Below are 14,241 nucleotides of genomic sequence, written 5' to 3'. Positions count from 1 at the left end.
GTTCAGCCCTTCGAGCCGTTCAGCTGCGCCGGGCACAGCCGCCGCGGCTGCTTGTCGCCCGACAGCTTGGCGTCCACGCAGCCGCCCGGCAGCCCGTCCACGGCCTTGCTGCCGAAGTTGGCGGTCACGGTCAGCTTGCCGTTGCCGAACACCGTGCGCTGGACCGTACGGTCACCGGTCAGCCACCGGAACGAGGTCAGCTGCTCGGTACCCGCGGCGCGGTGCAGCGGCGAGAAGTACTTCTGCAGCGCGGCCAGCTCCGGCCCGTTCTTGTCGATCGTGGGGCCGTCGAGGACGTAGTTGAGCGGGGTGTTGTAGAGCATCGCCAGCAGCGCCCTGGTGGTCTTCTGGGCCGGCAGCTTCTCGTACGACAGCTCCCAGCGCTCGGCGTTGACCAGCGAGCCGTGCAGCGCGGTCTCGTAGAGCGGCGCGCGGTACTTCGGGTCGTACATGGCGGTGGCCATCGTGCGGGGCAGCTGCACCGGCTTGAAGAAGGCGGTGGGGGCTTTCTCCGGGTAGTAGCCGCCCCATGTCTTCCGGTCCTTCTCCAGCTTCCACAGGCCGTCGTCGACCGGGGTGAGCGCGCCGTGGTTGTAGGCCAGCACCCGGTTGGCCCACGCCTGGGCGCTCTCCGAGCCGAGGACGAGGTTCTTCGACAGCCGCTGCATCCGGGCCAGGCGGTACGCGCGGTCCTCGGCCTTGGTCATCTCATGGCCCTTGCCGTGGTCGCGGAACACCTCTCCCGTCGCGTCCACATCGAGGAAGTAGCTGTCCGCGCCGTTGGCGACCATCTGCCGGGTGCGGTCGGCGAGGTAGTGCTTGACCGGCTCGGCGTTCTCGAAGGCACGCGAGCTGAGGTAGCAGCCGCGGTTGCCGAAGCCCGTCTTCGGGGTGCCGTCGGCCTTGCGGACGCAGAAGTCGGGATAGACCCGGCCCGGCCAGACGGAGGTGGGGCTGTCGGCGCCCTTGGGCTCCTGGCCGTTGGCGAAGGTGTCGTACGGGCCGACGAGGTAGCCCGCCTTCTTGGCGGCCCGCACCGCCTGCGCGTTCATCGGGCCGGGGCCGGCGTCGTAACCGAGCCACATCCGGTCCACGCCCAGCTTCTTCAGCTTGTCCACCCCGGCGGCGGTGCGCGCATCGCCCCACACATAGGCGTGGAACGCGCCCAGCAGCTTGCCGTTGGCCGGGTTCTGCTCGATCTTCTTGCGCAGGCTGCCGAGTTGGCCGTGTTGCGAGAGGTAGGAGCGGTAGTCGGTGGCGGAGGCGACCGGGTTGCCGTCGGTGAGCGCGAAGGAGACCTCGTAGTCGCGGGTGCCCTCATCGGCGTCGAAGGCGTGCTGGGCCGTGGTGCGCAGCCGCCCGCCGGTGGAGGCGAACTGCAGCGAGGTGCCGAGGTCGGTGGGGGTGAGGTAGCTGACGCCGCGCCCGCCCTTGCCGCTCTCCGTGCCCTTGCCGCTCGCCCCGCCACCGCTCGCCCCGCCCATGGAGTAGCCCCACAGGGGCATGGACAGGCCCTCGCCCATGTCGACGGTGCTGCCGGCCAGCCCGCCCTTCTCGGGACCGGCGTTCCAGAAGGCGTCCTTCACCGGGATGTCCAGCCCCTCGCCGCGCGGGACCTGCACGGCGGAGGCGGCCCGGTCGGTGCCGGTCACCGGCCAGTTGACCGACCCGTCGCGGTCCGCCCGCAGCCTGATCCGCAGCCGCCCGCGCTCCGCACTCGCCGTCACCTTCAGCCCCTTGTCGGGGTAGCTCCAGCGCGCCCCTTCGGCCGTACGGGTCACCGGCCCCGGCTTCCCGAGCCCGCCGCCGGCCGGAGCCGACAGCACCAGCTGCCGCCCGTCCTCGGTGTGTGCGTTCACGGCCAGCGAGGCGGTGTCGACGACGGCCGTGCCGCCCGCGACGGGAAGCGAGAGGCGGCTGCCCTCCAGGGTGCCGGCGGCCGCGCTGTCACATCCGGCGACTCCAAGGGTGGTCGCGGTGAGCGCGAGGGAGGCGGCGAGGACGCGGGTGGCACGGGGGCGTCGCCCCGTGGTCGTGGGGAGGTGGGATTTCATACCTGAGTGAATAGTCAGCGGGGTTAAGAGAGTTCTAAGAGCCGGTCGGTGCTGCTCAGCCGGTCGGTGCCGCTCGGGCGGGGGGGCGGATCGGCCGCTGCTGCACCGGCCGATGTCACGGTCACCCGCCGCCCCGCCAGTCGCCGCCGTGCAGGCCGAGGCCCGCGCTCCTTCGGATCACCTCACCGACCGGGTCAGTGAGGTGATCCAGAGGAAAAGCCCTAGCTGACGACGAGGCAGCTGGCCTTGTTGTCGAAGCCGTTGTTGCTGAAGTCTCCATCGGTGCTTTCCCTGCGGGCGTTGTAGTGCCTACCCGTGCAGTCGCCGTCCTGATAGAGCCCCACGGCCACGCCCATGTTGTTGATCATTGAGCTCGCGTTGTCGCCCACCGTGGTGCCATTGTCGAACTTGTGATTTCCCAGGTGCCTGGTGGTCTTGTGGAACACGGCCCGCCCGCCCAGGTAGTTGTCGTGCTCGAACAGACAGAAGCTGTTCTTCGGGCACGCGCCGTTATCGGCATGAGCGACCGGACTGAAGCCGATCAGAGCCATGACGCTCAGTGACATGGCACCGGCGCTCAGAATCGCCTTGCGCATCATCCGCATTGTTCCTCCCGTGAGTGCGGGGCCGTTCCCCGCTATAAGCTCGATTCAAGAGGCAGCCACGGATGCGTGGAAGGCCATTCGATGAGGTTCGAATGGGCGTGACGTGAGATGCGTGACGTGTTCACGTGGGATGTGTGACGCGTGAACCGTGATGCGCGAACTGTGATGCGCGAACTGTGACGTATGGCGTATGACGTACGGCGTGTGTCGTGGCGCACCGCATGGATTTACGGGGGAGTTGCCGGTGATCCGGATGAAATTGAGTATGCGGGCTCTGGGATCAATCCGCTTTGCGGTCTCGCCCATGATGGAGACCGTGACGGCGATACAGCACGGATGGTTCGCGCCCCACACCCTGCCGGGAGAGCCCCCGTGGGCCCGGACGGCCCGTGACCCGCGGTTGTGGAAGCGGCTGCAGTTCCTTTCCCATCTGCTGGGTGACAGCGGGGAAACCGTGCCCGCCGCCGTCCACGGTTCCGCGCCGGACGGCCTGTCCGGTGCGGTCCCCTGCCGGGCGGTACCGGCCGTTCCCGACGACGAGGCGAAGGCCTGGTACCTGGCCCTCTCCCCGTCGTCCACCACGTCCCGGCCCCGCGCCCGGGCGCTGCAGGCCCTTCAGGAGGCAGCGGTGCGCGGGGACGACAGGTTCACCCAGCGGTTCGTGGAAGAGATCGAGCGGTTCTTCCGGCTCTGCCTGGAGCCCCACTGGCCGGTGATCGAGGAACGGGCGGAGGAGGACATCCTCCGTCGCGCGGGCGTCATCGCCAAGCAGGGGCTGGCCCATGGCCTCGCCTCGCTCCACCCCTCGGTCTCCTATCGCGACGGCACCCTGTGCGTTGCCCACGACACCGAGCTGAACTCCGCGTACGACCGGGAGATCGCCCTCGTCCCGTCCACTCTGGCCACCCGCTGCTTCCTGGCGCTGGACCACCGTGCGGGCTACCGCCTCTGCCTTGTCTATCCGGCTCTGCGGTCGGCCGGGAGCGGCGGCGGGCGGCCCCGGACACCGCAGCGCGCGGGTGAGGTACTCAGTGAAGTTCTCGGCCATACGCGGCTGATGCTGCTGTCCAGCCTGGACCGGCCGTTCACCACCACCCGCCTCGCCGCGGTGCACCACCTCAGCCCGTCCACGGTCTCGTACCACCTCACCCGCCTGCACCGGGCGGGCCTGCTCATCCGGTTGCGGGACGGCAGCAGCGTCCGCTACCAGCGCACCGGTGAGGCGGACCGGCTGCTCGCGCATGCCAGGTGACCACCGGGCGGTCGGCCGAACGGGCGGAAGATGACGCCCCGACACACCGCCGGGCCTCCCCTGCGGGAAGAGCGAGGGCATGCGCCACACCCGGATCATGCGCCACACCCACGCCCACACCCGTACCCATATCCGAATCCGTATCCGCGAGCACGGCACGGCCCTGCTCCGGGGCCGCCGCACGGACGGCCGGAGCGGCCAGGGCCTGGTCCGGAGCCCGGTCCGGGGCCGGCCGGCGGTCTCCGCTCGCTCCCCGCACCGAACGGCAGGTACGCAGACGTGAGGGCTTTCGTTCTCCGGAGGGTCGGGGAAGTCGCCGTCATCGAGAAGCCGGTCCCCGAACCGGGCCCCACTGATGCGGTGGTGCGCACCACCGCCGCCATGGTGTGCACCACCGATGTGCACACCATGAGGGGCGCGATGCCGGTCGCGCCGGATGTGACGCTGGGGCACGAGGCGGTCGGTGTGGTCCATGCGCTCGGGTCGGCCGTCGAAGGGCTGGCCGAGGGCGAGCGCGTCGCGGTGGGCGGGATCACGCCCTGCTTCCAGTGCGATTCCTGTCAGCGCGGGTTCTCCTCGCAGTGCCAGGGGCGGATGCTGGGAGGCGCCAGATTCACCACCCGGCGGGACGGGAACCTCGCCGAGTACTTCCTCGTCAACAACGCCGAGGCCAACCTCGCCCCGATTCCCGCCTCGCTCTCCGACCACCAGGCGCTGTACGCCACCGACATGCTCTCCACCGGGTTCGTGGCCGCCGAACACGCGGAACTCGCCCTGGGCGAGACCGTCGCGGTCTTTGCCCAGGGCGCGGTCGGGCTGTCGGCGACGATCGGCTGCCGGCTGCTCGGCGCGGGCCTCGTCATCGCCGTCGAGTCGGTTCCCGCCCGCCAGGAACTCGCCCGCCGCTTCGGCGCCGATCTGATCGTCGACCACACCCGGTGCGATCCGGTCGCGCGGATCATGGAGCTGACGGACGGCCAGGGGGTCGACGCCGCCATCGAGGCACTTGGCACCCCGCAGACCTGGGAGGCGGCCTTCCGGGTCACCAAGCCGGGAGGCCGTATCTCCAACGTCGGGTACCACGACGAGGTGCACGAGCCGCTGCGGATCCCCTGGAGCCCTTCGGCTACGGCATGTCCGACAAGCAGGTCTACGCCGGGTTCAACCGCGGTGGCCGGGGGTGGCTCCGGCGGATCTTCCGGCTCCTGGAGAACGGAAAGGTCGACCCCACCCCGATGACCACGCACGAATTCGGCTTCGACGAGATCGAACGGGCCTTTGCCATGATGGCCTCGAAAGAGGACGGAATCATCAAGCCGCTGATTCACTTCGCTGCGGGTGGTGCGTAGGCGTGACGAATAGGGATCTCGCCTCGGCCTTTCCCGCATCTTTTTGGATATCCGGCCTGGCCCCACCCCCACCGCTCAATCGAGCCACCGGGAAGCCAGCCCGGCGAGGTAGGAGAGGGACAACGCTGTCGCGACGATCTGGAATCCGGTTGTCCCTCCGGTACAGTGCCCGAGCGGGGCCATGACGGCAGCCACCCAGATGCTCGAACACCAGCTGCAGCTGACCAGATAGGCGGGTTTGGAATCGTCGCCGAAGCGGCCGGCCACCCAGGAACGGAATCCCGCCGCGAGCGAGTCCTTCGTCAGGAATCTGGTGATGCGGCACGTCGCGCCGAGGGAAAGGAGAAACGCCACAAGGCTCATGAGATCCACCCCGTCACCGTGAAGGGACCCAGCCGGCCGCTACTGATTGATGACGAGGATGGTGCCGACGCCGCCCGCGCGTTGGTTGGCCGCGTCGGCCTCTTGCCAGGTGTAGTACTGGCGCACGGTGCCATCGGGCAGGTTCAGCTGGTAGATGATGACGGTCGGGCGGGCACCGCCGCCGCAATTGCAGCCCATGTTCCGCTCCTTCTGTGACGTTGTGCGATGAGGGCCAACGGCCCCGTCGGCCGGCAGGCGTACCGCCGTGCCCCCGGGGCCTATCCTTGGGGTCCAGCGGCCGTCCCCCGTACTTGCACTACGGGGGACGGCCGTTTTGCCGGCTGTTTCGTCGGCGGTTCGTCGGCGGTTCGTCGGCGGTTCGGCTGTTTCGTCGACTGCTGTGCCGACTGCCGTGCCGACTGTTTCGTCGACTGCTGTGCTGTGCCGCTCGGCAACTCCCTTGGCGGACGGGCCGGTTCAGGTGGGCCGCGGTACGGCGTTTCCGGCCGCGGTGTGCGAGCCGGGGTCGCGCCTCAGGTGAGGCAGATGGACAGGGTGTTGGACGAGGAGGCGCCGCCGCTGGTCGCGGTGTAGCTGGAGGAAAGCACCTGCCCGACGGTGAGGTTCGCCGTGCAGCTGGCGTTCCCGCTCGCATCGGCGACGGCGGTGCATACCACCGGGCCGGCGGCTCCGTTCAGGTGGAAGGTGACCGTCGCGCCGGGAGTTGCACCACTCGCGCTGAACGTGGCAGTGGCGAAGGCCCAGGGCAGCGGGGGGACGTTGAGCCGGTAGCAGGCCGGGTGCGCGGTGAGCCCCGTCGCCCCGCCCACGGTCACGGTTCCGGTGCCGGAGGAACCCGCGCAGTTGCAGGTGCTGCCGGTGGCGGTGAGCACGGTCGCGGTGACCGTGGTGCTGCCGGCCGGCAGCGTGCTGGTGATGACGCTCGCCTGGCCGGACGCGTTGGTGAGGCCGATGCCGAGCGGGCCGCTGGTGGTGCTGAACAGCACGGTCGCGCCCGGGACCGGTACGCCGCCGCAGGTGACGGTGGCCGTAACGGTCACCGGCTGGCCGGCGGTCGGTTTGGCCGGCGTGGACGTCACGGTGACGGCGCAGTTCTGTGCGGCTCCGACGGTCACGGTCGCCGTTGCGGCAACACCGACGCAGGTGCACGTGGTGGTACCGGCGAGCACGGTGGCGGTGACCGTGGTGCTGCCGGCGGGCAGCGTGGTGGTGGTGGCGGTGGCCTGGCCGGACGCGTTGGTGACGCCGATGCCGAGCGGGCCGCTGGTGGTGGCGAAGAGTACCGAGGCGCCGACGACGGGTGCCCCGTTGCAGGTGACGGTGGCGGTGAGGGTGACCGGCTGTCCGGCGGTCGGGTTGGCGGGGCTGGAGGTCAGGGTGACGGCGCAGTTCTGCGCGGCGGTGACGTTCACGGTCGCTGTCGCGGCCACGCCGATGCAGGTGCAGGTACTGGTGCCGGCGATCACGGTGGCTGTGACGACGTTGGCCCCGGCGGGCAGCAGGCTGGTGGTGAGGGTGGCGGTGCCTGCGGCGGTGGTGACGCCGACGCCCAGGGAGCCGCTGGTGGTGGCGAAGAGGACGGTTGCGCCGGTGACGGGTGCGCCGCCGCAGGTGACGGTGGCGGTGAGGGTGACCGGCTGTCCGGCGGCCGGGTTGGCGGGGCTGGAGGTCAGGGTGACCACGCAGTTCTGCGGCGCGGTGACGGTGACGTTCACCGAGGCGGCGATGCCGATGCAGGTGCAGGTGGTGGTGGCCGCGATGACGGTGGCCGTGACGACGTTGAGCCCGGTCGGCAGCAGGCTGGTGGTGAGGGTGGCGGTGCCTGCGGCGGTGGTGACGCCGACGCCCAGGGAGCCGCTGGTGGTGGCGAAGAGGACGGTTGCGCCGGTGACGGGTGCCCCGTTGCAGGTGACGGTGGCGGTGAAGGTCACCGGCTGGCCCGAGGCCGGGTTGGCGGGCGAGGAGGTCACCGTGACCACGCAGTTCTGCGGCGCGGTGACGGTGACGTTCACCGAGGCGGCGATGCCGATACAGGTGCAGGTGGTGGTGGCGGCGATCACGGTGGCCGTCACGACGTTGAGCCCGAGCGGCAACAGATTGGTGGTGAGGGTGGCGGTGCCCGCGGCGGTGGTGACGCCGACACCCAGGGACCCGCTGGTGGAGGCGAAGAGTACCGTCGCGCCTTCGACTGGTGCCCCGTTGCAGGTGACGGTGGCGGTGAAGGTCACCGGCTGGCCCGAGGCCGGGTTGGCGGGCGAGGAGGTCACCGTGACCACACAGTCCGACAACGCGGTGACGGTGATGTCGATCGAGGCGGCGATGCCGATACAGGTGCAGGTGGTGGTGGCGGCGATCACGGTGGCCGTGACGACGTTGAGCCCGAGCGGCAGCAGGCTGGTGGTGAGGGTGGCGGTGCCCGCGGCGGTGGTGACGCCGACACCCAGGGACCCGCCGACCGTGGCGAAGACGACGGTCGCTCCCGCGACGGGCACCCCGCCGCAGGTGACGGTGGCGGTGATCGTCACGGGCTGGCCGGGGGCCGGGTTGGCCGGTGTGGACTCCAGCGTGACCACACAGTTCGTCGCCGGCGTCACGGTCACGGTCGCCGTCGCGGCACCACTGGTGGGACCGGCGGCGACCACCACGTCCGTCGTGCTCGCTGTGAAGGTGACGCTCGCATTGCCGGAGAGGTCGGCGACCGCTGTCTGCGGGAGTGCCGCGTCATACGTGAAAGTGATCAACTCTCCCACGACGGCACCGGTGACAGCGGCTTGGAACGTCTGGCCCGCCGTGAGGGAGGACGGGGTGAGAGTGAGAGCGAGTGCCATGTTGGACAGCCCCTTTCGAAGGCTCCACAGAGGAGGCGGGGGGCCGTTGCACGCCGGAGGGCAGGAAGCTGTCCGGGCGCGCGGACCTGCCGGGGGGTGCCCTGAACAACGATGAAACTGCAGCACGCCGGCAGCCGTCCATGGTCCCCCGACAGGGGATGGGCACCCCACCGTCGGTAGCACCGATTGAAGGGAACGGCGGGACGCCGCGCTACGGGTTGACGACCGGGTTCCCCCGGATGGCGCAGCGTGCGTGGGCGGCGCGTACCGACCCCTCGGCGGCGGGCGGCGCGCTCGCCGCCGACCTCCGCGGGTGGGTGAGCCGGGGCACGCCGACATGACGACGGCCCCCGCCGGACAGCGGGGGCCGGTCAATCAGAGCTACTGCCGTGCCTCAGGCCGTGAACTCCCCGCCCTTGACCGCGGTGATGAACGACGACCAGCCACCCGCCGGGAAGACGAGCGCCGGACCGCCGGGGTTCTTGGAGTCGCGGACGGGGACGAGGCCGTGGGCATCGGTGAGGGCACGGGAGAACTCGACGCATGCCCCGCCGTTGCCTTCGCTGTAAGACGACTTGGTCCAGGCGAAGTCGCGTGAAAACTCGATGCAGTCCCCGCCGTTGCCTTCGCTGTAGGACGACTTGACCCACGTGGCGACGGCGAGATCCAAGTCGGGGCTCATGCTCGGTACTCCTTCAGCAGAGACTTGATCAGGGGCAATGATTCATCCGGGGACAACGCATTCGCCCTGAGCAGATCATAGTCGTCCAGGGCCGCATCGACCGCCTGTTCGGAATCGTGCATCCGGGCTCCTACCCGGGTCTCCGTGTACAACACCGTGCGGGAACTCGGAAAGCGCAACACGATGAAGGGCATTGAGGACGTGGCCGGGATACCCGCCGAGTAGGGCATGACCTGGAGTTCGGCGCGTGGTGATGTGCCCACCGTCAGCAGGTAGTCGAGCTGTCCGGCCATGACCTCGGCGCCACCGACCGTGGTGCGCAGGCATGCCTCATGAAGGATTACCCATAGGTGCGGCGGAGCGTCCCGCCCGAACACCTCACGCCGTCGTAGTCGCGCGGCAACCTTGTCCTCGATCGCCTCCGCGCTCGCATGAGGGTTGGATACACGGAAGACGGACCGTGCATAGTCCTCTGTCTGAACGATGCCTGCCACGAGGTTCGTCTCGTAGGTCAGAATCCGCGAAGCCTTCCGCTCCAGATTGAGGTACGGGACGAACCAACTCGGGTGCTCCCATTCGTCGATCCTCTCCAGCATGCCCGAGAACAACTCGCCCGTCCCGAAGGTGAGATCGCAGCCCTTGGCGAACTTCTGGCTGGGTCTGGGGAGCAGCGTGCCGGACTCGACCTTGCTGACGTACCCTCGGTCAGCACATCCTCAAGGCCGCCTTAAGGATCTGCGGAGAGGGCCTGACCTGCTCTTTCCGGTGTCCGGACAGCCGTATTTTCGACGCCGTGACGATCCAGGCCGACCTCAGTGACGGGTACGCACCGGGCGGCGCGCCCGGTCCTGGTGCCCCGACTCCGGGCCCCGCCGACCCACCGACCACTCACCCGCTGTATTCGCGACTCGACCCCCGGCACCTGCCGCCCCGGCCCGTCCGCGCGCCGCGCAGGAGGACGAGCAGGAGGCCGCGCAGGGCACCGGTGCCCGCGCCTCCGCTGCGCCTGACGCCGACGGCGCTGCGGCAGGTGCTGGCCGGCGGTGCGGTGCTGGTCGTCGGCCTGTGGCTGGTGCAGGCCGATCCCTCGGTGCGGCTCGATGCGCTGTTCGCCACCCTGGCCCACCTCAGCGGACTGCTCGCGGGCTACGGAATCCTGGTGATGCTGCTGCTGATGGCCCGGGTCCCGGCCGTCGAACACGGCGTCGGCGCCGACCGGCTGGCCCACTGGCACGCGCTCGGCGGCCGCCATGTCCTGACCCTGTGCCTCGCCCACACCGTCTTCGCGCTGTGCGGCTACGCCGCCCACACCGGCACCGATGTCCTCGGTGCCGCCGTCGGCCTGATGGGCTATCCGGGCCTGGCCGCGGCCGCCGTCGGCACCGTACTGCTGGCCGGCGTCGGCATCACCTCGGCCCGTATGGCCCGCAGGCGGCTAGGCCATGAAACGTGGCGCGCCGTACATCTGCTGACCTACGTGAGCGCCGCTCTCGCCTTCGCCCATCAGCTGTCCGGCCCGGATCTGGCCGGTGGCCCGGTTGCCGTCTGGCTGTGGACCCTGCTGCACACCACGGTCGGCACCCTGCTGGTCTGGTACCGGCTGGTCGTACCGGTACGCCAGGCGCTGCGGCACGGCCTGCGGGTCACCGAGGTGCGCACCGAGGGGCCGGATGTGGTCTCGGTCGTCATGCGGGGCGTGGGTCTGGACGCACTGCGGGCCGAGCCGGGGCAGTTCTTCCGCTGGCGGTTCCTGAACCGGCGGCTGTGGCGGACGGCCCTGCCCTTCTCGCTCTCCGCACCGGTGCGTGACGACGCGCTCCGGATCACCGTGAAGGCGTGCGGCGACCACACCCGTCGGATTCGCCGGCTGCGGCCGGGCGTACGGGTGCTGGCCACCGGCCCGTTCGGCGCGCTGACCGCACACCGGCGGACCCGGCGCAAGGTGCTGCTCCTCGCCGGCGGAGTCGGGATCACTCCGATGCGTGCGCTCTTCGAGACCCTGCCGGGTGGCCCGGGTGACCTCACTCTCCTCTACCGGGCGGGCAGCGCCGCCCAGTTGGTGCTGCGCGAGGAGCTGGAGAGGATCGCCGCCGCCAGGGGGGCGGCGCTGCACTACCTCCTCGGCCCGTCCGACGGCCCCTTCGACCCGCTGGCGCCCCGGGCCCTGCGCAACCTCGTCCCGGACCTGGCGGAACACGACGTCTATCTGTGCGGCCCGCCCGGCATGTCCAGAGCCGCGGCCGCCGCCCTGGAACGGGCCGGGTGCCGGCCGGCCGCATCCACTCCGAGCAGTTCACGTTCTGAGCCCGCCGCTCCTTCACCCAGTCCCCGCGGCCGGTCACTCAGCCCACGCCGACCGGTCGGTCGCCCAGCCCGCTCCGTCACCCGGTCCACGCGGCCGGTCGGTCACCCAGTCCGCCCCGTCACCCAGTCCGTTCCGTCACCCGGTCCGTTCCGCCGTGCATCCCGCTCCGCCGCCTCACCCGTTGCGCCACGCCGCGCTCGCCCCGCAGTCCCCGATCGCCCCCCACTCGTAAGGGAAACGCCCCCATGGCACGACACCGCAAACCGCACACCGTCCCGGCCGTCACCGTCCGGGCCCGCCGTCAGCTCGCCGCCTGTCTGCTGGGGGCGAGCGCGCTCACCGCCACCCTGGTGTCCCGGACGGTCACCCCGGCCGCTGCGCCCGCCCCCGACCGGGCACCGGCCGGGTACAGCCTCCCGGACCGCAGCGGCGCCGTGGAACTGGTGGTGGGGACGGAGCGATGAGGACCGCCGGCGCCACCTCCCGCCCCGGCGTCTTTGCCGCGTGACTACCTCACGGCGTCCAGCTGGGCCAAGTCCCCTTCCGTGAGGGCGATATCCGTCACGGACAGGTTCTCGTCGAGGTGGGCGGGCGAGCCCGTACCGGGGGTGGGGAGGAGGGCGGGGGAGCGGTGCAGCAGCCAGGCCAGCGCGATCTGGCCGGTGGTCGCGCCGTGCCGGGCGGCGACGGTGGCGAGCGTCGTGCCGGCGCCCTCGGTCAGGGCGCCGTTGCCCAACGGGAACCACGGCAGAAACGCCGTGCCCTGTTTCTCGCACAGCTCCAGGACGTCTTCCGCGGCGCGGTCCAGCAGGTTGTATCGGTTCTGCACCGAGGCGATGGGGGCGAGCCGCTGGGCCTGTGCCAGTTCGGCCGCACTGACGGAGTCCAGGCCGATGTGCCGGATCTTTCCCGCCTGTTGGAGCTCGGTCAGCGTGCCCAGCTGGTCGGCCATCGGCACCTGCGGGTCCAGCCGGTGCAACTGGTAGAGGTCGATGGTGTCGGTGCGCAGCCGCCGCAGGCTCGCCTCGCACATGGCGCGCAGGTCCTCCGGGCGTCCGGCGATGTGCCAAAGGTCCGGGCCGGTACGGACCACGCCGCCCTTCGTCGCGATCACCAGCCCCTCCGGATACGGGTGCAGGGCGCGCGCCACCAACTCCTCGGCCACGTCCGGACCGTAGTTGTCGGCCGTGTCGATCAGCGTGACCCCGCGCTCGACGGCCCGTCGCAGCAGGACGACGGAGCGCCGCGGATCGTCGTGCCGCGGCCCCCAGTAGCCGGGCCCGACGAGCCCGCCGGTCCCGAACCCCAGCCGCCGGACAGGCAGCTCCCCACCGATCGCGAAGATGTCTCCCATGGCCTCGGCCTCCTCGGTATCGCTGTTGCCACTGCTGTCGCCACCGGATCGGTACCTGGAGGCAGAGCCGGTCTGTCATCGGCCGTGGTCGCGGCGACCGCTCGGGCCAGGGTGGCAGCAACGGCTCAACCTGCGTCCACAAGTCATCGTCCACGATCCACGGCCGAGTGCACGTCACCGGCGGCGCAACTCACCGAACCAGCGCACGATCGCCGACGTGGCCGCGACATTGGACCCCAAGTGACGGGACCCCCGGTAGTCGACGGCGCCGAGATCGACGACCGGGGCGTCCACGCCATTCCTGAGCAGAGCCTCCTGGCAGCGCTCGGTGTTGGCGGTGGCGGCCTGCTCGTCCCCGGTCGCCATGTACAGCCGAACCGGCGCACCGGGGGCCCAGCCGGTGCATACGGCGCCGGTTGTGCGCAGCGCCGCCGCCAGCGGCCCCGTCGGATGCGCGAGCAGGTCGCGGCCGTGCTCGGTCAACAGCTCGTCCGGCGTGCCCGGGGTGCCCCGCATCAGCTGCTCCCCCGTTTGGGCGCCGTCGAAGAGCGCCTCGATGGTGCCCGCATAACGGGCTCGGAAGACCTCGCTCGGGCTGTCGTAGACGTGGTGGAGCCGGTTGAATGCCACCAGGGTGTACGCCGCATACAGCACACCGGACTTGGGCTCCAGCCTGCCCTCGAGCAGCGCGGGCAGCTCCGTACCACCGAAGTCGTACGCGCCGCTGACGGGTGCCAGCGCATCCAGCCTGAACCAGTGGTCCTCACCCGCCTCCAGAGCCCGGCCGAGCCCCAGCGCCGCCGAGGCGCCCTGCGAGAAGCCGGTGACCATGACCTTGCGCTCCAGCGCATGTCCGGTGAGGGGCGCGAAGGCCCGGGCCGCCCGCAGCATGTCCAGGGAAGCCGTCGTCTCCGAGCCGATGTCCATCCAGGGGTGCAAACCAGGTCCCTTGCCCAGCCCCAGGTAGTCGGGCGCGACCCCCGCGGCGCCGGCCGCCGCGTGCGCGATCACCGGCGCGGACACGAACGCGCCGCGCTGCATGGACGGGGAGTCGTTCTTGTGACTGCCGGTGCCGTGCGCGAAGGAGACCGCGCGTAACCGCTCCTCGCTGTTGAGCGGCAGCGCGAAGAGACCGCTCGCCGTAGTGGGCCGTCCGTAGGGATCGACGGTCCGGTAGACCAGCCGGTACGCAACCACGCCGTAGCGGACGGTGTCGTGTTCGAACCCGGCCGCGTCCAGCTCGGCGGCCGCGGCCTGCGGGGTCGGGAGCGTGTACAGCTTCTCTGTGGAGACCAGCGTGCCCCGTCCGCGCTCCTTGAACTGCGCCTGCGCCTGGGCGTGATCAGCGGGCGCAGCCGCAGCGGTGGTGACGGCCGCCCCGCTCAGCAGCAGGCCACAGCAGACGGCTGCCACGTGCGCCCGGAGACC

13 protein-coding genes are annotated in these 14,241 nt (G+C 70.7%); 4 read left to right on the top strand and 9 right to left on the bottom strand.

Translation table 11 applies throughout. From position 1 onward, the window contains the following. Positions 1 to 2: 2 nt before the first annotated feature. Positions 3 to 2,054 (bottom strand): glycoside hydrolase, encoded by a 2,052-nt coding sequence (locus ABR737_RS15730; protein ID WP_350250803.1) that lies wholly within the window; start codon positions 2,052 to 2,054, stop codon positions 3 to 5. A gap of 221 nt (positions 2,055 to 2,275) precedes the next feature. Next, positions 2,276 to 2,653, bottom strand: coding sequence for a peptidase inhibitor family I36 protein (locus ABR737_RS15725; protein WP_350250802.1), 378 nt, complete (start codon positions 2,651 to 2,653; stop codon positions 2,276 to 2,278). A gap of 322 nt (positions 2,654 to 2,975) precedes the next feature. Here ABR737_RS15725 and ABR737_RS15720 point away from each other — a divergent pair, with 322 nt between their 5' ends. The 3 genes from ABR737_RS15720 (at position 2,976) to ABR737_RS15710 (ending at position 5,150) form a co-directional block, all read left to right on the top strand. Then, a complete protein-coding gene (locus ABR737_RS15720) occupies positions 2,976 to 3,911 on the top strand; it encodes an ArsR/SmtB family transcription factor (RefSeq protein ID WP_350250801.1) in 936 nt (311 codons plus the stop codon). Positions 3,912 to 3,990: 79 nt separating this feature from the next. Beyond that, positions 3,991 to 4,194, top strand: coding sequence for a hypothetical protein (locus ABR737_RS15715; protein ID WP_350250800.1), 204 nt, complete (start codon positions 3,991 to 3,993; stop codon positions 4,192 to 4,194). Further along, positions 4,191 to 5,150, top strand: a complete 960-nt coding sequence (locus tag ABR737_RS15710) for a zinc-binding dehydrogenase (protein WP_350250799.1) — start codon at positions 4,191 to 4,193, stop codon at positions 5,148 to 5,150. Before ABR737_RS15715 ends, ABR737_RS15710 begins: the two co-directional genes overlap by 4 nt. Positions 5,151 to 5,335: 185 nt before the next feature. On the opposite strand, the gene ABR737_RS15705 is transcribed toward ABR737_RS15710, so the two are convergent. The 5 genes from ABR737_RS15705 to ABR737_RS15685 form a co-directional block, all read right to left on the bottom strand. Then, positions 5,336 to 5,623: a hypothetical protein gene (locus tag ABR737_RS15705; protein WP_350256796.1), complete on the bottom strand. Its 288-nt coding sequence runs from the start codon at positions 5,621 to 5,623 to the stop codon at positions 5,336 to 5,338. A 39-nt stretch (positions 5,624 to 5,662) separates the two neighbouring features. After that, complete coding sequence (locus ABR737_RS15700; RefSeq protein WP_350250798.1) at positions 5,663 to 5,821, bottom strand: DUF7196 family protein; 159 nt, start codon at positions 5,819 to 5,821, stop codon at positions 5,663 to 5,665. A 335-nt stretch (positions 5,822 to 6,156) separates the two neighbouring features. After that, positions 6,157 to 8,472 (bottom strand): Ig-like domain repeat protein, encoded by a 2,316-nt coding sequence (locus ABR737_RS15695; RefSeq protein ID WP_350250797.1) that lies wholly within the window; start codon positions 8,470 to 8,472, stop codon positions 6,157 to 6,159. Between the two features lie 394 nt (positions 8,473 to 8,866). Beyond that, positions 8,867 to 9,154, bottom strand: a complete 288-nt coding sequence (locus ABR737_RS15690) for a DUF397 domain-containing protein (RefSeq protein WP_350250796.1) — start codon at positions 9,152 to 9,154, stop codon at positions 8,867 to 8,869. Then, complete coding sequence (locus ABR737_RS15685; RefSeq protein ID WP_350250795.1) at positions 9,151 to 9,750, bottom strand: DUF5753 domain-containing protein; 600 nt, start codon at positions 9,748 to 9,750, stop codon at positions 9,151 to 9,153. Before ABR737_RS15685 ends, ABR737_RS15690 begins: the two co-directional genes overlap by 4 nt. Positions 9,751 to 10,139: 389 nt before the next feature. On the opposite strand from ABR737_RS15685, the gene ABR737_RS15680 reads away from it, so the two are divergent. After that, positions 10,140 to 12,008: a ferredoxin reductase family protein gene (locus tag ABR737_RS15680; RefSeq protein WP_350250794.1), complete on the top strand. Its 1,869-nt coding sequence runs from the start codon at positions 10,140 to 10,142 to the stop codon at positions 12,006 to 12,008. Here the strand turns inward: ABR737_RS15680 and ABR737_RS15675 are convergent. Beyond that, positions 11,968 to 12,813 carry an aldo/keto reductase gene (locus ABR737_RS15675; RefSeq protein ID WP_350250793.1) on the bottom strand — a complete coding sequence of 282 codons (846 nt, stop codon included), beginning with the start codon at positions 12,811 to 12,813 and terminating at the stop codon, positions 11,968 to 11,970. The genes ABR737_RS15680 and ABR737_RS15675 overlap by 41 nt on opposite strands. Positions 12,814 to 12,987: 174 nt before the next feature. Next, positions 12,988 to 14,226 carry a lipase gene (locus ABR737_RS15670; RefSeq protein WP_350250792.1) on the bottom strand — a complete coding sequence of 413 codons (1,239 nt, stop codon included), beginning with the start codon at positions 14,224 to 14,226 and terminating at the stop codon, positions 12,988 to 12,990. Positions 14,227 to 14,241: the final 15 nt, after the last annotated feature.

The sequence above is a fragment of the Streptomyces sp. Edi2 genome (assembly GCF_040253635.1).
Taxonomy (GTDB): Bacteria; Actinomycetota; Actinomycetes; order Streptomycetales; family Streptomycetaceae; genus Streptomyces.
The sequence above is the reverse complement of the archived record's forward strand: the minus strand, read 5'-3'. Positions and strand labels throughout refer to the sequence as shown.